Source organism: Anatilimnocola aquadivae (genome assembly GCF_049819085.1).
Taxonomy (GTDB): Bacteria; Planctomycetota; Planctomycetia; order Pirellulales; family Pirellulaceae; genus Anatilimnocola.
Genome location: NZ_CP187419.1, coordinates 6417678 through 6435427, shown reverse-complemented (window position 1 = coordinate 6435427; position 17750 = coordinate 6417678). Strand labels below are relative to the sequence as shown.

Annotated in this window: 20 protein-coding genes; 17 read left to right on the top strand and 3 right to left on the bottom strand. The window is 56.7% G+C overall.

What is annotated here, in order from left to right:
- Nucleotides 1-69 precede the first annotated feature (69 nt).
- From rplN to NA78x_RS25210, 15 genes are all read left to right on the top strand, one after another.
- Nucleotides 70-438, top strand: a complete 369-nt coding sequence (gene rplN / locus NA78x_RS25280; RefSeq protein WP_425615162.1) for a 50S ribosomal protein L14 — start codon at nt 70-72, stop codon at nt 436-438.
- Entirely contained in the window at nt 438-785 is a 348-nt protein-coding gene (rplX, locus tag NA78x_RS25275) for a 50S ribosomal protein L24 (RefSeq protein ID WP_425615161.1), read from the top strand. The genes rplN and rplX overlap by 1 nt, the downstream gene beginning before the upstream one ends.
- A gap of 25 nt (nt 786-810) precedes the next feature.
- Nucleotides 811-1428: a 50S ribosomal protein L5 gene (gene rplE, locus NA78x_RS25270; RefSeq protein WP_425615160.1), complete on the top strand. Its 618-nt coding sequence runs from the start codon at nt 811-813 to the stop codon at nt 1426-1428.
- A 97-nt stretch (nt 1429-1525) separates the two neighbouring features.
- Nucleotides 1526-1711: a type Z 30S ribosomal protein S14 gene (locus NA78x_RS25265; RefSeq protein WP_425615159.1), complete on the top strand. Its 186-nt coding sequence runs from the start codon at nt 1526-1528 to the stop codon at nt 1709-1711.
- Between the two features lie 18 nt (nt 1712-1729).
- Nucleotides 1730-2125 (top strand): 30S ribosomal protein S8, encoded by a 396-nt coding sequence (gene rpsH / locus NA78x_RS25260; RefSeq protein WP_425615158.1) that lies wholly within the window; start codon nt 1730-1732, stop codon nt 2123-2125.
- Between the two features lie 97 nt (nt 2126-2222).
- Complete coding sequence (rplF, locus tag NA78x_RS25255) at nt 2223-2768, top strand: 50S ribosomal protein L6 (RefSeq protein WP_425615157.1); 546 nt, start codon at nt 2223-2225, stop codon at nt 2766-2768.
- Between the two features lie 93 nt (nt 2769-2861).
- Nucleotides 2862-3230 carry a 50S ribosomal protein L18 gene (rplR, locus tag NA78x_RS25250; protein WP_425615156.1) on the top strand — a complete coding sequence of 123 codons (369 nt, stop codon included), beginning with the start codon at nt 2862-2864 and terminating at the stop codon, nt 3228-3230.
- Nucleotides 3231-3313: 83 nt separating this feature from the next.
- Nucleotides 3314-3799, top strand: coding sequence for a 30S ribosomal protein S5 (gene rpsE / locus NA78x_RS25245; RefSeq protein WP_425615155.1), 486 nt, complete (start codon nt 3314-3316; stop codon nt 3797-3799).
- Nucleotides 3796-4317, top strand: coding sequence for a 50S ribosomal protein L15 (gene rplO, locus NA78x_RS25240; RefSeq protein WP_425615154.1), 522 nt, complete (start codon nt 3796-3798; stop codon nt 4315-4317). The genes rpsE and rplO overlap by 4 nt, the downstream gene beginning before the upstream one ends.
- Nucleotides 4318-4492: 175 nt before the next feature.
- Nucleotides 4493-5887, top strand: a complete 1395-nt coding sequence (gene secY / locus NA78x_RS25235) for a preprotein translocase subunit SecY (RefSeq protein ID WP_425615153.1) — start codon at nt 4493-4495, stop codon at nt 5885-5887.
- A gap of 105 nt (nt 5888-5992) precedes the next feature.
- A complete protein-coding gene (locus NA78x_RS25230; RefSeq protein ID WP_425615152.1) occupies nt 5993-6598 on the top strand; it encodes an adenylate kinase in 606 nt (201 codons plus the stop codon).
- Between the two features lie 157 nt (nt 6599-6755).
- Nucleotides 6756-8261, top strand: a complete 1506-nt coding sequence (locus tag NA78x_RS25225) for a hypothetical protein (RefSeq protein WP_425615151.1) — start codon at nt 6756-6758, stop codon at nt 8259-8261.
- A gap of 83 nt (nt 8262-8344) precedes the next feature.
- Nucleotides 8345-8944 carry a matrixin family metalloprotease gene (locus NA78x_RS25220; RefSeq protein WP_425615150.1) on the top strand — a complete coding sequence of 200 codons (600 nt, stop codon included), beginning with the start codon at nt 8345-8347 and terminating at the stop codon, nt 8942-8944.
- A gap of 96 nt (nt 8945-9040) precedes the next feature.
- Nucleotides 9041-9298: a DUF3302 domain-containing protein gene (locus NA78x_RS25215; RefSeq protein ID WP_425615149.1), complete on the top strand. Its 258-nt coding sequence runs from the start codon at nt 9041-9043 to the stop codon at nt 9296-9298.
- Entirely contained in the window at nt 9295-10413 is a 1119-nt protein-coding gene (locus NA78x_RS25210) for an HlyD family secretion protein (protein WP_425615148.1), read from the top strand. The genes NA78x_RS25215 and NA78x_RS25210 overlap by 4 nt, the downstream gene beginning before the upstream one ends.
- 295 nt (nt 10414-10708) lie before the next feature.
- Here NA78x_RS25210 and NA78x_RS25205 read toward each other — a convergent pair whose 3' ends face one another.
- On the bottom strand, nt 10709-12778 hold the full coding sequence (locus NA78x_RS25205; RefSeq protein WP_425615147.1) for a hypothetical protein: 2070 nt from the start codon (nt 12776-12778) through the stop codon (nt 10709-10711).
- A gap of 405 nt (nt 12779-13183) precedes the next feature.
- Here NA78x_RS25205 and NA78x_RS25200 point away from each other — a divergent pair, with 405 nt between their 5' ends.
- Complete coding sequence (locus NA78x_RS25200; protein ID WP_425615146.1) at nt 13184-13906, top strand: glycine zipper domain-containing protein; 723 nt, start codon at nt 13184-13186, stop codon at nt 13904-13906.
- A 241-nt stretch (nt 13907-14147) separates the two neighbouring features.
- On the opposite strand, the gene NA78x_RS25195 is transcribed toward NA78x_RS25200, so the two are convergent.
- Together NA78x_RS25195 and NA78x_RS25190 are read right to left on the bottom strand one after the other, a co-directional pair.
- Entirely contained in the window at nt 14148-14600 is a 453-nt protein-coding gene (locus NA78x_RS25195) for a hypothetical protein (RefSeq protein WP_425615145.1), read from the bottom strand.
- Nucleotides 14601-15234: 634 nt separating this feature from the next.
- Nucleotides 15235-15462 (bottom strand): hypothetical protein, encoded by a 228-nt coding sequence (locus NA78x_RS25190; RefSeq protein ID WP_425615144.1) that lies wholly within the window; start codon nt 15460-15462, stop codon nt 15235-15237.
- An 887-nt stretch (nt 15463-16349) separates the two neighbouring features.
- On the opposite strand from NA78x_RS25190, the gene NA78x_RS25185 reads away from it, so the two are divergent.
- Nucleotides 16350-17486 (top strand): DUF1559 domain-containing protein, encoded by a 1137-nt coding sequence (locus NA78x_RS25185; protein WP_425615143.1) that lies wholly within the window; start codon nt 16350-16352, stop codon nt 17484-17486.
- Nucleotides 17487-17750: the final 264 nt, after the last annotated feature.

The window sequence follows — 17750 nt, the reverse complement described above, 5'->3', positions numbered from 1 at the left end:
GCACCCACTACTTAAGCTGGTCGGATATTCGTCGCTGCAGCCTCAGGGCAGCCACTGGAGGATAGGAACATGATTCAACAAGAAACTCGCTTGGCCGTCGCAGACAACACGGGCGCCAAAGAAGTGATGTGCATCAAGGTGCTCGGTGGTTCGAAGAAGCGAACCGCCGGTATCGGCGACATCATCATTTGCAGCGTGAAGAGTGTGATCGCCGGCAGCGAAATCAAGAAGAAGGCTGTGGTCCGTGGCGTCGTGGTTCGTACCAAGAGCCCGAATCGCCGCGTCGATGGCAGCTACGTCAAGTTCGATAGCAACGCCGTGGTGCTGATCGATGCGGATAACAACCCGCGCGGCACACGCATCTTCGGCGCTGTCGCTCGCGAGCTGCGTGATATGAACTTCATGAAGATCGTCAGCCTGGCGAGTGAGGTGGTCTAATGCACATTCGAACCAACGATATCGTACAAGTGATCGCCGGCGACGACAAAGACGTCAAGGGTAAGGTCCTCCACATCGACCGGGAAGCCGGCCGCATCACGGTGGAAGGGGTGAATCGTGTTTACAAGCACGTTCGCCGCAGCCAACGCAATCCACAGGGTGGCCGTCTCTCGAAAGAGATGCCCGTCCAAATTTCCAATGTGCTGCTCGTTTGCCCCAAGTGCAACAAGGGCGTGCGAACGGGTGTGAAGGTGCTGGAGAGCGGTACCAAGCAGCGGGTGTGTCGCAAGTGCGATGCATCGCTGGGTGATATTTCCAAGTCCAAGAAGCAGGCCGCGACCAAGTAAGGTCGCTAGGCAGAGGTACTAACAAGTGGCTAAGAAAGCAAAAGCCGAAGCAGCTGAAGCCGGTCCCAGCGGACCGTCAGCTCCTCCACGCCTGAAGACGAAGTACATCCAGGAAGCGCTCCCCGCTCTCGCGAAGAAGCTGGGTCGCGACAATCCGATGTCTTTGCCGAAGCTGGAAAAGATCGTCGTGAACATGGGCGTCGGCATTGCCACGCAAGAGAAGAAGCACCTTGAGGTCGCCGTTGAAGCGATGGGTTTGATTACCGGCCAGAAGCCGATCATCACCAAGTCGCGCAAGGCCATCTCGGCGTTCAAGCTTCGCGAAGACATGCCGATCGGCTGCAAGGTAACCCTGCGTGGCCGGAAGATGTACGAGTTTTTCGACCGCTTGGTTTCGATCGCTCTGCCCCGCGTCCGCGACTTTCGCGGTGTGCCACGCAAGGCGTTCGACGGCAATGGCAGCTATAGCATGGGCCTGGCCGAGCAGTTGGTGTTTCCGGAATTGAATCCGGACAAGTACCTGCGAGTGCAGGGGATGAACATAACATTCGTGGTCCGAAATGCTTCGGACGACGAATCTCGGGAACTGCTCACGATTCTGGGCATTCCTTTCGTGGCTGAGAATCAACCCAAGAATAAGTAGCCAGAGATTTAACTCGTCGTTGGCATCGTTGGCCCGTCAGATTTGGCGGCGACAACGATCGCTGAGATATCCATTTTTTGCAGTGTGAGAATAACCAGTGGCAAGCAAATCGAAGATTGCCAAAGCCAAAGAGACGCCGAAGTTCCCTTCGCGTCTCGTCCGGCGTTGTCAAATGTGCGGTCGCCCGCGGGCCGTCTATCGGAAGTTCGGCATCTGTCGTATTTGTTTTCGCAAGCTCGCGGATTCTGGGTTGATTCCCGGTGTTCGTAAGGCCAGTTGGTAAGAGGGGTCCTCGGTAACCATGTTGACTGACCCAATCGCAGATATGTTGACTCGCATCCGGAATGCCGTCTCGGTAGAGCGGCCTCACGTGGATGTGCCCCTTTCCCTGGTGAAGCGTGGCTTGGCCGATGTGCTCAAGCGCGAAGGCTACATCTGGGATTGGCAAGTCGTCGAATTGGACCCCGTCCATCAGATCCGCCTGGAACTGAAGTACGGTCCCAACGGCGAACATGTCATTCAGCACATTAAGCGTGTAAGCACTCCCGGCCGACGCGTGTTTCGTCGTGCCAAGGAGCTCCGCCCCGTGTTGAATGGCCAAGGCATCACCATTTTGAGCACCAGCGGTGGCGTCGTTAGCGACCGCGAAGCTCGGCAGCGGAATGTCGGCGGCGAAGTGCTGTGCGAAATTTGGTAGTTTCGTAGCTCGCTTCGGCGAGTGCAATCTGCCCATCGCAGCGAACCGATCCGCTTTCAGTTTCCCGTCGAGTGTGCGAGTTTTTGAGGTAAGAGCCATGTCACGAATCGGAAATAAACCAGTCGCCATCATCGACGGCGTGAAGATCTCGGTGACAGGTCGCCAGATCAACGTCGAAGGCCCGAAGGGCAAACTCAGCTGGGAACACCGGCCTGAAGTTTCCGTGACGGTTGACGCTGGTACCAAGCTAATTACGGTCGCCCGCCAGAACGATGAGCGTGAAGCTCGGGCGTTCCACGGCCTGACTCGCGCCGTCATCAACAACATGATCTTCGGCGTGAAGAACGGTTACGAGAAGCGACTTGAGATCATCGGCGTCGGTTATCAAGCGACGCTGAAGGGTAAGATGATTGCCATGCGTGTTGGCTATGCCAACGAACTGCAGCGGGCGATCCCCGAAGGTCTCACGGTCACTTTGCCCGATGCCACTCACGTTGTGATTCAGGGCGCTGACAAGCAAAAGGTTGGCCAGTTTGCCGCCGAGTTGCGTCAGCTCCGCAAACCAGAACCATACAAAGGCAAGGGCGTCCGTTACCAAGGCGAGCAGATCAAGCTCAAGCCCGGTAAGGCAGCCTCGAAGTAATTTCAGTTACGAATTCAGACCTCGCAATTTAAGCAAGATATTCTCGGCGGCATCTAATACGCGGATGCCCACTACGAGAAGGGAAAGACGGCAATGGACAAGCAGCGGACTTTGGGCGGCCGACGAATTCGTCGGGCATATCGCGTGCGGAAGAAGTTTGGCCACGGTGCCGAGCGTCCTCGCATGTCGATCAGCCGTAGCCATAAGAACTTGGGTGTGCAGATTATCGACGATGCCACGGGTACCACCCTGGTTTCGGCCAACACCATCGATAAGGACTTGCGAGCCGAGTTCAAGTATGGCGGCAACAAGGATGCGGCAGCCAAGTTGGGCAAGATCGTTGCCGAGCGAGCGATCGCCAAGGGAATTAAAGAGGTCGCGTTCGATCGCGGCCATTTGCGGTATCATGGTCGGGTGGCATCGCTGGCCGATGCTGCACGCGAAGGCGGTCTGAGCTTTTAGTCCCATTCAGTTACGAGATTTGGCAAGAGTCGGCGCTGTAGTCCTCCAATCGGTCAGCCGGCAGCAGCAGGAGATATTCGAGCGTGGCTAACGAATCGAATCGCGGTGAATTTGTTGACAAAACCGTCCAGATCAAGCGGTGCGCCGCAGTGGTCAAGGGTGGTCGTCGCTTCAGCTTTGCAGCGATGGTCGTCGTCGGCGATGGCCGCGGGCGTGTGGGTTGGGGTTACGGCAAGGCCAACGAAGTCCCCCCTGCGGTTGAGAAGGGTCAGAAGCAGGCTACGCGTAGCCTGGTTACCGTCCCGCTGGTGAATGACACCATTCCGCACGCCGTGCGAGCCAAGTTTGGCTCGGCCGATGTGCTGTTGATGCCAGCTGGTGGTGGTACGGGCATCATTGCCGGAGCCGCCGTCCGCTCGGTATGCGAAGCAGCGGGTATTAAGAACATCATCACCAAGAGCATGGGCACCAGCAACCAGATCACCGTCGTCAAGGCGGCCATCAAGGCGCTGAAGCAACTGCGCACGACCCAAGATACGGAACGCTTGCGGGGAGTCACGTTGTCATGAGTTTGCACGAAGTTAATCAAGGCGTCCACAAGCACAAGAAGTCGATGCGAATCGGCCGCGGTGTTGGTTCGGGCAAGGGCAAGACGTCGGGTAAAGGTCACAAGGGTCAGTTGGCTCGCGCCGGTTGGAAAGGTCTGTCGATCTTCCAAGGTGGTGGTAGCCCCCTCGTTCGCCGCGTCCCGAAGCGTGGTTTCACCAATTCGTTCGCCCTCACGGTGATCGAAGTCAATGTCAGCCAGCTCCAAGATTTGTTCGAAGCGGGCGAAGAAGTCTCTGTCGAATCGCTCCAGAGCAAAGGCTTGCTCAAGAAGCGGTTCGATCTGTTGAAGGTGCTGGGCAACGGCGAGCTCTCGAAGAAGCTCAAGGTTTCGGCCCATCGCTTCAGCGAATCGGCGAAGGAAAAGATCGAAAAGGCCGGTGGCACCGTGACGGTCGTTCCAGGACGCACCCCGGTTGCCGAAAAGCAAGCAGCGATCAAGGCCGCCAAAAAGGCTGACAAAAAGCCTGCCAAGAAGTAGTTGACTGCTGGGCTCGCCTGATTTGTCCCACCTCCGAACAGTTTTCAAGAGCAGCGGCATCGTGGCGCTGCTCTTTTTTTGCTACCTTGCTTTCTGGTAGTCTGGGTACCGGCTGTTTGGCCCTGGCCCCGCTGCCACGGTAGTATTCGCTCGCAACAAAATCTGGATGGATGCCATGTGGGAGAAATTCCGAGCAATCTTCACCATTCCTGAACTTCGGCAGAAGATCTTCTTTACGTTGATCTTGCTCGCTGTGTTCCGGTTTGGTTATCAGATTCCTCTGCCGATTATCGATCAGGAAGCGATGGCGGCGAAGTTGTCGCAGGAGAACGATACTCCGCTGGGCAACTTGCTTCGCAAGGTCGCCGTCTTCAGCGCCTCGGACCTGCGAACCATTACGATCCTCGGCCTCGGCATCATGCCGTACATTTCGGCCTCGATCATTTTGCAGTTGCTCGGCAGCGTGTATAAGCCGCTGGAAGATCTGCGCAAAGAAGGCGAGACCGGCCGCAAGAAGATCAACGAGTACACACGATATTTGACGGTTGCCATCTGCATCATTCAAAGCGTCTTCTACCTGAAGGGGATGGTGACGCCGGGTGCTAACTCGGTCCCTATCTACGATAGCTTTTTAGTGTCTACTGCCACGGGTGCCCACCTGCACTGGGCCTGGTTCGTCACTTCGTTGCTGATTATGACCACGGGCACGATGTTCGTGATGTGGATTGGCGAACAGATCGACGAATTCGGCATCGGCAACGGCATCAGCTTGCTCATCATGGCCGGTATTTTGGCTCAGATGCCCGCAGCGATGACTCGCTTCTTTGGCACGATGGATTGGAGACTCGTTGGTGCGGATGCCAGCGGTCGGATGGGCATCGATCATCTGGTGATCCTGCTCGTGCTGTTTGTGGTCGTGGTGATGGGCGTCTGCTTCATTACCTTGGGCCAACGACAGATTCCGACGCAGAGTGCGAAGCATGTTCGCGGTCGCCGGGTGTACGGCGGGTCACGCCAGTACTTGCCGCTCAAGCTCAATCAGTCGGGCGTGATGCCGATCATCTTTGCGAGCAGCATGTTGATGTTGCCGGCGTTCCTGTTCCAGATCTTGGCTTCGTCGCTGCAGAATGTGAATGGCGACCTGGCCACGACGCTTAAGACCATTGGCGATTCGCTCAGCAGTGGAACTTCGTTCATCTACAACTTGCTCTACGTCGCGCTGATCTACTTCTTCAGCTACTTCTGGATGGCCATCACCTTCAATCCGAAGGAAATGGCCGAGAACCTGAAGGACTTCGGCACGTTCATTCCCGGTTATCGCCCGGGTCGTCGCACCGCCGAACACCTGGAAAAGGTGATGATTCGCATCACTTATGTCGGTGCCGCGTTCCTCGCCCTGGTCGCGATTGTGCCCACGATCATTTCTAGTGCGTTGGGGGTTGATGCGGGCGTGGCCAGCTTCTACGGCGGTACAGGTCTGCTGATCGCCGTGAGTGTGGCATTCGATTTGATTCAAAAGATTGATAGCCATCTGGTGATGCGTGATTATCGTGGTTTGCTAGACGCGTAGGTCGATGGGGCTGTAGTTTGGGTTGGCAGTTTTTGAGGCGGAACTGCCAGCCCCGCTCGTCAGCCAGGAGTTATCACCGATGGGGGTCTTGGCCGCGAGGTTACGATGCTGATCGTGTTCATCGGGCCGCCAGGCGCCGGTAAAGGTACACAGTCCAAGCGGCTGCTCGAGTATCTTCAGATCCCTCATCTGTCGACCGGGGAGTTGCTTCGCGGCAAACAGGCTTCACCTCTCGGCCGCCTCGCTGCTCAGTACATGGACAAGGGACAGCTCGTTCCCGATCCCATCGTCCTCAGCATGGTGGGCGAAGAGCTCGACAAGCCCAACTTCGTCAACGGCTGCATGTTCGATGGCTTCCCGCGCACGATTCAGCAGGCCAAGTCGCTGGACGACTCTCTTCGCCAGCGGGGCACACCGCTCGATATCGTGATCGAACTGCGGGCGGACGAGTCAGAGCTCGTCAGTCGCATGCTTCGTCGGGCAACCGCCGAGAATCGCCCGGATGATACTCCGGAAACGATTGGCCGGCGAATGGAAGTCTATCACCGCCAAACGGCTCCCTTGCTGGACTATTATCGCCTGCAGGGTCTGCTCACCACGGTGGATGCCATGCGTCCCACCGACCAGGTGTTCGAGACCATTCGCGAAGCTGTGGATAACAAAAAAGCTAACCGCAGTGTCGGTGCCATTAGCCAGGCATCGGCTTCTTAGCAGACAGCCCCTCGGTTACCTGAAGAATTTTGTCCACCGAATGCTCGCAGAGTCCGCTCGCAGGCGGATATAATCGAGCTTCTTCGATGTCATCTGCGCGGCTGTCAGGCCGCTGCGGTACCGCTGTCTCTATCGTCTGCGTGAGAAAGGGTCGGGAATGAAATCCGCTCACCACCTGCGCTCGCTTGTTGCTCTCTCGTTCGTGTTCGCACTGGTTGGGCTTTCGACCAGCAGCGCGCGAGCTGCCGAAGGCAAGGCACCCAAGGCCGATGCCGCGACGATCAAGCGCCTCATCGACGAACTAGGAGCCGACGAGTTCACCGCGCGCGAAGCGGCGACCGAACAACTGGCCCTCATCGGCCTGCCTGCCTACAAAGCCGTGGAAGACGCCGTCCAGCATCCCGATCGCGAGATTCGCTACCGGGCCGAACGGATTCTGGGGCGCATTCGCCAGCTCGACCTGCAACGGCGGCTCGATGCGTTTTTGCGCGGGGCCGAGGCTACTGACGACTACGCTCTGCCCGCTTGGGGCCGCTTTAAAAAGGTGTATGGCGACGATGCCAACGCCCGCGCGGTGTTTGTCGATCTCACCAAAGCCGATGCCGAGTTGTTGCAGGCTATCGAGAACAATCCCAAGTCAGCGGCCGATGTCGCTGCCTCGCGCGTGACTCAGTATCAGCAGTTGTCGCAATTGCAGCAGCTGGGGGGCGTTAACACGGGCCTGCAGCTGAACTTTGGCCAGGTGGCCGCGCTGGTGTTTGCCGCCGGCGAAGAAGACATCACGCTCAATCAGCAAACGATGCAGGCAGTGTTCAGCTTTTGCAATCAGCCTTCACTGGCCGACGCCATCGGCAATGGCACCCGCCACGAGATCCCGCGCAAGATGGTCGTCCGCGTGATCGTCCGCAGCGAAGACTGGGCCGCCTATCAGGCCATGTCGCTGGCCAAGCGGTTCGGCATGAAGGAAGGCCTCATTCCCGCCGAGAAGATCCTCAAGGGAAACCGCCAGCCTCACATGGCCTACTATGCACTGGCGACGGTTGCGTCGATGGGCGACGACTCGCACATGCCGCTCGTCGAAAAACTGCTGACCGATAAGAACGTCGTCACGCAGATGCACGAGAAGGACAAAGTCATCTACAAGATCGAAGTTCGCGACGCCGCGCTCGCCGCGGCGATCTTCCTCACCAAGCAAGACCTGAAAGCCTACTTTCCTGTGCGCGAAGGCCAGACCGTCGGCGACCCGCAGCAGGTTCTGACCAATCCGCGGATCATCGGCTTTGCTGAAGAAGCCAAGCGAGCCGAGACCTTTAAGAAGTGGGCCGAATACCGCGAGAAGAATCCAGGGCCGGCTCCCGCTCCCGCCAAGGAAGAAGGCGCGAATGCCGAGCCTGCTAAGCGGGGCGATGTGCTCGCTAAGGAAGCTGCCGCGGCCGCAGCCATCGATGCGGAAGACGCAAGCAAGGCCGCTGCTGACTTTGCGAAAAAGGAACCAGCCAAAGCTGCGGCAGCCGCACGGCTAGCCATCGCCAGGGAAATCGCGAAGGATGAAGCAGCGAAAGCAGCCGAAGCTCGTGAGCGGGCAGCGAAAGATCAAGCTGCCAAGGAAGACGTGATCAAAGCGGAAGCGGCCAAGAAAGAAGCCGAAAAGGCCAAGCCTTAGCACGGCCTGTAACATCGAGCCCCGTTTTGCGCTAGGCAGGAGAGTACCTCCTTCCTGCGCAAAACCTTTGACGATCGGCTCGCATGTCTACGCCCACCCTAAAAGTTGCCGTGCAGGCCTGGATTCTCGATCTCTATCCTTCGTCCGGCGAGAAGAAGGCCGAGGCTCGCGACAACCCCAAGCTGCGGCCACTGACCAACGGCCTGGCGATTCCTTCGTTCTGGTCGAAAGAGCAAATCGACAAGACCTTCCAAGGGGCCAACAAAATCTGGGCTCAGGCCAAGATCGAATTCGGCCCGGTCACGATCGGCGATCGCGAAATGTGGGTGCCCGACGATGACACCGGCATGTGGATCGAGTTCGTCAACAAGATCTCGCCCAACACGGGCACGCCCGGCGTAGGTGTGGGTTTCGTCTACGACCTGGCTGGCAAGATCGGCGGCGTGGGTGGCGGCAAAGCGGCCGTCATTGCCTTGAAAAAGGGAGACGAAGCTGTGGCCAGCTACTTTCCCAGCATCTTGGCACATGAGCTGGGGCACTGCTTGCTCGGCCACGAACACAACGACGATGCCAGCAACCTGATGTTCGAAGTGCGACATCCCAAACGCAACAACCCCGACAAGCTCACCGCAGATCAAATCACCGCCGCGCGAGCCAGAGCCAGTTCGCTAAAGTCCGGTTAGGCCTCACCCAGGACGATTGCATTCTCGCGAGGCAAAGGGAAAGATAACGCGGGTGCAGTCGATTCCACTCCACTCGTAGGTCGGGCGAGGCCGCCGATGTTCGATTTTTTCGATCCGCTGTTTAACGTGATGGCGATCTCTTTTCTGTTTTCGTTTGTCATCATCGGCATCGTGCTGATTGTTTGGCTGGGGTCGCTGCCAGGAACCATTGCGGAGTCTCGTCAGCATCCACAAACGGACGCGGTGCGCGCGGCCGGCTGGTTGGGAATTCTGCTGCCGCCGGTCTGGATCATCGCCTTCGTCTGGGCCATGTGGTATTCAGGCACAGCAGCCGTTCGGGAGGCCAGCCGATGATATTTGTGCTCACGCTGCTTTATCTGTTCGTCGTCTGGCTGATCTTCTTTCGTTTCAAGTGGCTCCCCTTCAATCTCACCTACAAGATCGCTGTCACGCTGGTGGGAACCATCGGCATCCTGGGCATCTACTTGACGATGCTCTACTGCCATCCTTATTCGTCGCAGGTGCGGGTCTTTCAGAACGTGATTCCGATCGTTCCTTGGGTTTCGCAACCTTCGCGCGTCATCGAAGTTGCCGTTCAACCGAATACGCATGTAAAAGAAGGCGATGTCCTCTTCAAGCTGGATGCTCGTCCGTTCCAATACGAGGTCAGCCGCTTGCAGGCGGCACTTGCAGCCGCGAACCAGGACGAGCCCGAATTGGCGGCCGCGCTCAAATCGGCAGAAGCGGCGATTGTCACGGCCCAGGCCGATCTGACGGATAAGCAAACCGACTACGAGCGCTCGAAAAAACTGGTCGTCTCGGGAGCCATTGCCAAGGCTGAACTCGATAACGACGAGAAGCAATTTCAGGCTGCGCGTGCCAGACTCGACTCAGCCAACGCCAGTCGCGACCGCGCGCAGCTGGAACTCGATTCGAAGGTAGGGAACGAGTTCACTTCGGTCGCCCAAGTTCGCCAACAACTGGCAGCTGCTGAATTAAACCTGGCAGAAACAACCATCGTCGCGCCACACGACGGATTCGTGACGAACCTGCAGATTCGCAATGGCTCCATCGTGACGCCTTCAAGCGCCGTGATGACGTTCGTCAATACTTCCGATCAAGGAATCGTGGTTGGAGCATTTGCCCAGAGCGCGCTCGCAGTGATTGCCCCCGGCGACCCGGTCGAACTCGCCTTTGCCAACAAGCCCGGCCAGATCTTGAAAGGGGAAGTCGAAACGATCATCCCCGCCTCCGACAAAGGGCAACTCCTGCCCAGCGGGCAACTCCCCGAGATCACCGACGCCGCTCGCAGCCGTTTCGCCGTCCGCATCAAGCTGAAAGAAGACGTTGACCTGCCCATGGGTGCCGCCGCCTCCGCCGTCGTCTACACCCAGACCCTCACCCCGCTCGCCGTCATCCAAAAAGTCACCATCCGCATGGAAACGTTTTTCAATTACATCTCCCCGTGATCCTCGCGGATTCACGACCGCTGATTTTGCGTCGTCGCCGACTTCGCAACGATGAGTGGATCAGCGCAAGTTCAATGCGCGGTAGCGGTTGCGTAAAGTCTGGAGTGGAGATAAAGCGGCTTTATCTTAATAAGGTAAAGCCGCTTTACCTCTTGAAGGACTGGCAGACACCCCGCCTTGGCCACCACTGAGCTTGCCTCAGTGGAGCCATGATTTTGCACTAGCTACGAATGGCACCGTGCTCTTTTTTTGTCCCCGCCGACCTCGTGCCGAACGGCGGTAGGACTCACGATAGCTATTTAGATGGCTCCAATCCAACATTGCTCAATGGCAAATGCGAAATCAGCACTCTGGCATAAGCGGCCGCGACTACGGCGGCATACATTTGCCAATGGTCGTTCTTCTTTGGGTCGCAGTAGTCGCAGATTCCCCGGATGATTGTGTAGTTCTTTCCTGCGATCCAGGCAGCGTCGGCAATGCCTGAGCCTTCCATTTCAATGGCGATAACTCCACAATCTTTGGCAACTCGGTCCCTGAGCATTGTATTCTTTAGCAGCGTATTGGCGGCTCCAATTTTTCCGTAATGGAGCTTAGGCTTTCCCTTACGAGGATCGCTTTCAATTTCAGGATGGTCGACTCTGGTTGCAACATCCCCATCCCATTTGTAAAGAACATCGAGGCTCTGGTCGGGGCGTAACCCCAATTCCAACTTCGACCCTCGCTCAATTAGTTCATCCCAGGGATACTTGTTCATGAGCCGCTCGGATTCAAGCCTATTTATTATACCAACCATGTTTGACGATGGCCTATCTGAGGAACCACGCAATTCTATCTTGGAATTACCGACTTTTAGATTGTCGTACTGAACTATGCCTTGTCCACGCGATATAACGATGTCACCCAAACGAACATGACTACCGGCATTCTCATAGTTGGGGATTCCGCCAGCAATCCCAACCATGACGACTTCGTCTACTGAAGGAAAGCTCCTAAGCAGATGAGTTGCTGCCGCTGCGGCACTGTTGTTACCCATTTCTTTTAGCATCGTGACAACAACGACATGTGATCCCTTGTTGTCGGGTGCTGGAATGGATCCCAGTACATATGTGTTTGGGTCCCCAGCAATCGACAGGTCTCTTTCTTCATCGAGCATTGCTCTCATCGCGGCAAACTCTTTTGGGAGCGCCGTGACAATCCCTATTCGGCACGATGTTGCGCGAAGTGTCTTACCAACCCGGGCGGACATGGACGAATCATCTGGAATTGCCGCGAGGTCAAGCAGGGGCCATACACTCCCCAGAAGATTGACAACATCCTGATACGCGGATGATTGTCCACGGCTGCCAGCCGCTCTAGTATCCGCAGCTGTTTTCATGGCAGCTTGACGGAGATTGATTGCCAAACTGGAATCTCTCTTCTCGACTTCGTCCGCAAGTTTGAAGCAGAGTAGGACAAGCGCTCTGTTGGTTTCGCCGCGGTCTAGAGGCAACCTACCTGCTACTGAAGGAAGGCCACCAAGACCGTCGAGCAAGTTGGCACCAAACTCGCGGCCTTTGTTCAAGTGTTTTGTCATGTCTGAGCAGAACAGCTCAGTTGGGCTTAGATCGAGTTCCTTTGCCAGCCGACCAACCGTCGACTCTGGAACGCTCGGGCAGACGCACGACTCATATCCGCATTGGAGGCATAGACCTGGGTAGCGGAGAAGAAACTCCTTCTCGAAGTCGAATTCACCGCCCTCCATCTCTTGCTTGATCTGGAACTCATTGGCAACGCCCATGATGTATGAAAACACATCCGCGGCCTCACCTGCGAAATACTTTGGGTATTTGTCGAAAACGCGGATAGCTTCTGCTAATTCTCCAATTTCTTCAAGTAGACCCAAACTGCTACGACCGGAACCTAATGCACTCGCTTCCCTTGGGTAAATCAGGTCGAACATCTTTTGCCATTCGTTCAGCCCGCTAGGTCGTCTGTGCTGATTCTCTTGATACTTGACTATCAGCGCATCGTGGTTGAGGGTTGCCTCGGTGCCCTTGGTGGTCTTGCATTGCTTGTCGCTGTGCGGAACTAGCCGGCAATATGGGCAGGCATATGGATACTTCCGATAAACAAGCTCTTCAACGCTTGTCACGCGGAGTCTTGCTAGCAGAGGAAAAAACCATCCTAGGCTCTTACACAAAGCGTCAACAATTGTGATTTCGTCACGCTTTTTCTTGCGATCGATTATCGTTAGCATTCCGCAAGTTTCGACGAAATGCGCAAAAGTTGACGTCGGCGGGCGCTGCGAGTTTTTCTCTTCGTATATTGAAGCAACCATTCGATAGAGGTCATCGAGGGCAGGCGTGATCTCGCTTGGCTTGTCCATAAAGATTTAACCGATCGAGTGCGCTACGTATCAAAGTCTGGTAGCGAGTGCGCTGTCTTCTGGCGTGAATTGAGTTGCTAGTTGTAGCATCGAATGTCCGCATCGTGCTAGCATTTTCCTTTTAGGCTGGGCGGCTTCAACACTTGTGATTCTTGGAATCTCAATTCATTCGACTCCGTTGGGTGGAATGCCGATGAAGATAACGAAGCATTCCGCTGCGCGCAAGGAAAAGTGCGTGCTAGCTGCGGTAAATGGCTAGGAGCGAGCGGGGAGTTCGTCTTGACGCTACGGGCGGAAGAGGCGAACATTCGCGACCGGTGTTTTTCTCTCAAGGTTTGAGGGGGAGTAGCCGGGGGCTTCAGGCTGAGCCTGGGATCGCAGAACGCGTGTGCATGGATTGCTGACGTGAATGGATTTGAGACGAATCGCAAACGAGAAACAGACATGAAGTCGCTCGTCATTCTCTTGCTGTCGGTGGGCGTGACGCTCTCGACGGTGGTTTCGGCAGGCTGCCAAACGCCCAACTATCAGCGCAATGGCACCGTGCTCGGTGGCCTCACCGGTGCGGGGCTGGGTGCCGCCATCGGCAATAAGAGCCAAAATGCCCTCGCAGGCGGTCTCATCGGTGGTGCCGTCGGTGCCATTACCGGTAACGCCATCGGCCAGGGAATCGACCAGGACCGGCAGCAAGCTCAGCAACAGGCCTATGCCAGCGGTTCAGCCCAGCAGGCCGTGAAGGGCGCCGTTGCTCCCCAAGATGTCGTCGCCATGTGCCGCGCTGGCCTGAGCGAAGAAGTGATCGTCACCCACGTTCGTTCCAACGGCGTGACGCAAACCCTGCAAGTGAACGATCTGATCTACCTGCGGAATCAAGGCGTGCCAGACTCGGTGCTGCAAGCCATGCAAACCGCTCCGACCTCGCAGGCTCGCTATCAATCGGCCTACACGGCTGCGATTCCAGCCCCGCCCGCCCCGCCGCCGGTCATCGTCGAACACGTCTACGGGCCACGCTACTATGCTCCGCCGCCGTACTATTGGCACGGATATCACCATCCCCACTACCACCATCATCACGGGCATGCCCACCGCGGCAGCAACGTGCACTGGGGAATCTCGATCGGCCGCTAGCACCTGCTTTCACGGCTGATTGATCCACGATCAACGAGCCCCAAGGATGGGAACCTCTTTCAACGAGGTTCACGTGCTTGGGGCTTCTCGGTTTCTTGGGTAGCTTGCCTGGGCTAGCGAGATGGCGATTGTAAACGGCCGCGTGTTGGCCACGGGGAATACGGCTCACTTTGCCTGGATTCCAGGCTTGCGAATTGAAGGCTGGCGGCAACCTTCGTGGGCAATATGTCGGTGCAGAACGCTACGCGTTGCCCAGCGGTGAGGGCACCACGCTGACGAAGCGGCCGCCGTTGTCGTACCACCCGTGACGACTGAAGCGGCACCAGGTCAGCTCCATCAGCAGGCCGATCCAGCGACCTTCGGGCAAGTTGAACGAGGCGATTACCTTCGACCACTCGACCGGCTGAGCATAATAAAAGTCGACCCCGTGGTTCGAGACATGCTTTCCCACCACGACAAAGGTCTGATCGACCAGCGGGTGGCCGTCGCGATCGACGGGGGTCATATGGATCGGGTACGGATACGGATGCCGTGTCTCGGTCCTCCGTTCGATCTGCCGATCGGCCTGGGCACCAGCCAAGGCAACTTGCACCTGCTGGCTGATGAGATCCCCGCGCGGCTCGTCCGGGGCAAAGCCGATGCTGGGCGCAGTGGCCTGTCCCTGCGAGCTCCAATCCATAGTCAACGTGGTCACACCAGCCTCCGACGAACGGCGAGAGCAGAGCTTGGGCCGAAGTGCGAATCCTGGCGCGGGCGCTCCACGAGCAAGCCCAGCCAGAATCGCGAACGAAAAGGAAAATCCAAGCCCTATCCCACCTTACCCACGGCGATGAAGTGCTCACCGGGGTGGTAGTCGGGCTTGTGAAACGCATCTGCCATGAGCGAGGCAAAGCAAGTGCGTAACTGATATCTAGGTCGCAAACCGGGCTCGGTCAAATGCCAGCCGGCCAATTTGCCGAAAAGCCACCAGCCGGCTCGCGATAGCCATTGATAACCAGTTTTGATAACTTTTTGAGCGTTTTTTGCGCGATAACCATTTGCTCGAACCTCCTGCAGGCAATCAACTTAGGACGAAGTTTCTGGGGATTCAGCCAAAAACTTGATAACCATTTGATTACCACTTGGCAGCATCTCCAACTCCCCCATTTCAGCGTCGACTCGCCGCTGCCCTGGCCCCGGTCGTCACGACCAGCCCCGGCGAAGCAATCAACCCCTGAACGTGAGGAAAGCTCGAATCTGTTCGACTCGTGATTCTTTGTCAAACGCTGCTCCGCAGTTTTTCTGCCTGCTCTCGTCCCCCGCCTCTCGCCCCCCATCTCTTCCAACCTTTACGCCCAGTCGAGGCCCGTTCGCTTCTGCAGCCGCTGCTCGTAGTTCCCCAGCAGGCCGCCAATGCAGTCCCAGCGGTCGGTACGTCGAACCTCAATGTCTCCCTGCTGATTGATCCGCACGATGGTGTCTTCGGCGATCCCTGCGCCGCCCAGATCGGCAACATGCAGTTCATCGTCCTTGATGATTTCCTTGAGAACTCTGCCGGTCATCTCGATGAATTTCATGATTTATTCGCCGCAATTCGAAAAGGACGCGACTGGCTAAGACAGTCTGCCAGGTCACTCCCTGCATCGTAACAAACGTCGCTGCGCGGAGCCAATCAGGCCACGACGGAACTGCCAGGGGACGCCCAGTCAAATTTAGTACGCATCCTTGGCAAGGGTAGATTAATTTCCCCTAAACGGACCAGTGCATTATTTTAGCACACTAACTAATTGACTGTATGATTTTGAATCACGAGGGTCGTTAAAACAACCTTTGATTACGCGTGCGGCACGACAGTTTGACGCGTTTTTGATGCGTAAAATGCACATCCACGCCAGCAATATTTAGATTTCGAGTGCGAAAAAGATTGACACCCTATCGGACTATTTGCATACTTCGGTGGCGAACAGAGCTCACAACGGGAGTTTCTTGTGTCGACCCTCTCCTCTCTCGATTCCGAAATCATTCATGCGCTGCGCGAGATCGCGCTGGCGTACGAAAATTCTCGTCAGCCGGCGGCCGGTTCGGCGGCTCTTTCGGCCTCGGAAACAGCCTCTTTCGAACTGCAGTTTGAACGTCGCCTGGCTCCGCTTCAGACCTGGGAGCGGCTGCAAATCTTAGCCACCCTGCAGCGAGTCTCGGCAATGCTGCCACCCAGTAGTGAACAGGGCAGCGAACACGAACCCCCGACCAAAGATGCCTCTGCCCGAGTGAGTCGGATCGCGCAGAGGCGAATTGATTCTCCGACCGATCTACTTGTCTCCGATCTACTCGACACTGATCCGCTTGTCATCAATCAGCTCGTCATCAATCAGCTCGTCATCGATTCCTTATCTCGTGGTCCAACGACTGCTTCGCTCGAAGCGGCCGATTGTTCTATTCATTCTCTTCATTCAAGGGTTCTGACATGAAAAGACGGGGTTTTACACTCGTCGAGTTGCTGGTGGTCATTGCGATCATCGGCGTACTCGTCGCACTGCTGTTACCAGCGGTGCAAGCGGCTCGCGAAGCTGCTCGTCGTATGCAATGTGGTAACAACGTCAAGCAGATGGCGTTGGGTTTGCAAAACTACCACGACACGTACAACACGCTTCCTTACGGAGCGCGCGTGCGAACGGTTCCCACGGCCTACAACGCGGCCAGCTGGGGCTCTTCGTGGCTTTTTGCCACGTTACCTTTCTGTGAACAGCAGCCCTTGTTTAACAGAGTCATTGCCGCGGACGTGCTGGCCACTGGCAATCATTACCGGGTCGGCAATGGCACGGCCAATCCCCAGACTGGCCCGATGGGTATGGCAACCAATGCCAAGATTAAGTACATGCTGTGCCCTTCCAGTCCGCTGCCAGAAACGCAGACTCTGGGTACGGGTTGCATCTTGGTGATTCCGTCTTACACGGGCATCATGGGTGGTTCACCTGACAATGCAACCACCGGTCAACCCGTTACGGACACTCGCTATGCGAGTGGTCCTTGGGGTTCGGCAGTGACTGGCGGCCCTCCTGCCACGAGCGGCCAAGGCGTTGCCGGCAATGGCATGTTGCCATTGAATGAATCGCTGTCGATGGCGGCCTGCACTGACGGAACTGCCAATACTATCATCGTGGGCGAAACGGCCGACTGGTACTACAACGATAACGGTCAGCGGCTCAATCCCGCCCGGTCGATGATTGCTGGTTGGTTGGCTGGCTCCGACATCGGTCAAGGCACAAATCAACAAACGCCACCAAGGGGCATTCCCACACTCACCACCATCGGTGCTGACGATGTTTACAATATCAGCACCGTCACACATGCGGTTGGCATTAACAATCGCCAAGGTACTGCGGACAATCATCCAAATGCGGGTACGCAGGGCATCGGTGGCACTGGCACTGGTGGTCAGGCCCAGCCTGGGATCAACAACCCGCTGTTGGCGGCTCACCCAGCGGGTGCGATGGTCGGTTTCATGGACGGCCACGTCCAACTGCTGACCAAGCAAACGCCGACGTACGTGCTGAAGCGGCTCGCCATTCGTGACGACAACGGTGTGCTGCCGGAATTCTAAGAGATTTTTCCTAGTCGTTTGCTGGACTTAACGGCGGTGCCACTTCGCCGGAAGTGGCACCTTTTGCTGGCTCCGAACTGCCTCGTACCTACCACTGGACTAGTTGCAACGGAGGGATTATTGCGCATTTGCTAACCCAATCCTCACATGCTGGCCGTCACTCTCCCCACGCTGACCGCCGGCCCTGACGCTACTCGGTGTACGAAAGCCCAGCCAATTTGGTTGACTTTTCGCGCCCTCTGTGCGAATTTTAGAGACATGTCC

Excerpts from the sequence above, each read along its gene's own strand:
- rplN (WP_425615162.1), top strand. The coding sequence starts at position 70 with ATGATTCAACAAGAAACTCGCTTGGCCGTCGCAGACAACACGGGCGCC.
- secY (WP_425615153.1), top strand. The coding sequence starts at position 4,493 with ATGTGGGAGAAATTCCGAGCAATCTTCACCATTCCTGAACTTCGGCAG.
- NA78x_RS25215 (WP_425615149.1), top strand. The coding sequence starts at position 9,041 with ATGTTCGATTTTTTCGATCCGCTGTTTAACGTGATGGCGATCTCTTTT.
- NA78x_RS25190 (WP_425615144.1), bottom strand. The coding sequence starts at position 15,462 with ATGAAATTCATCGAGATGACCGGCAGAGTTCTCAAGGAAATCATCAAG.
- rplF (WP_425615157.1), top strand. The coding sequence starts at position 2,223 with ATGTCACGAATCGGAAATAAACCAGTCGCCATCATCGACGGCGTGAAG.
- rplX (WP_425615161.1), top strand. The coding sequence starts at position 438 with ATGCACATTCGAACCAACGATATCGTACAAGTGATCGCCGGCGACGAC.
- rpsH (WP_425615158.1), top strand. The coding sequence starts at position 1,730 with ATGTTGACTGACCCAATCGCAGATATGTTGACTCGCATCCGGAATGCC.
- NA78x_RS25185 (WP_425615143.1), top strand. The coding sequence starts at position 16,350 with ATGAAAAGACGGGGTTTTACACTCGTCGAGTTGCTGGTGGTCATTGCG.
- NA78x_RS25205 (WP_425615147.1), bottom strand. The coding sequence starts at position 12,778 with ATGGACAAGCCAAGCGAGATCACGCCTGCCCTCGATGACCTCTATCGA.
- NA78x_RS25210 (WP_425615148.1), top strand. The coding sequence starts at position 9,295 with ATGATATTTGTGCTCACGCTGCTTTATCTGTTCGTCGTCTGGCTGATC.
- NA78x_RS25230 (WP_425615152.1), top strand. The coding sequence starts at position 5,993 with ATGCTGATCGTGTTCATCGGGCCGCCAGGCGCCGGTAAAGGTACACAG.
- rplO (WP_425615154.1), top strand. The coding sequence starts at position 3,796 with ATGAGTTTGCACGAAGTTAATCAAGGCGTCCACAAGCACAAGAAGTCG.
- NA78x_RS25220 (WP_425615150.1), top strand. The coding sequence starts at position 8,345 with ATGTCTACGCCCACCCTAAAAGTTGCCGTGCAGGCCTGGATTCTCGAT.
- rplR (WP_425615156.1), top strand. The coding sequence starts at position 2,862 with ATGGACAAGCAGCGGACTTTGGGCGGCCGACGAATTCGTCGGGCATAT.
- NA78x_RS25225 (WP_425615151.1), top strand. The coding sequence starts at position 6,756 with ATGAAATCCGCTCACCACCTGCGCTCGCTTGTTGCTCTCTCGTTCGTG.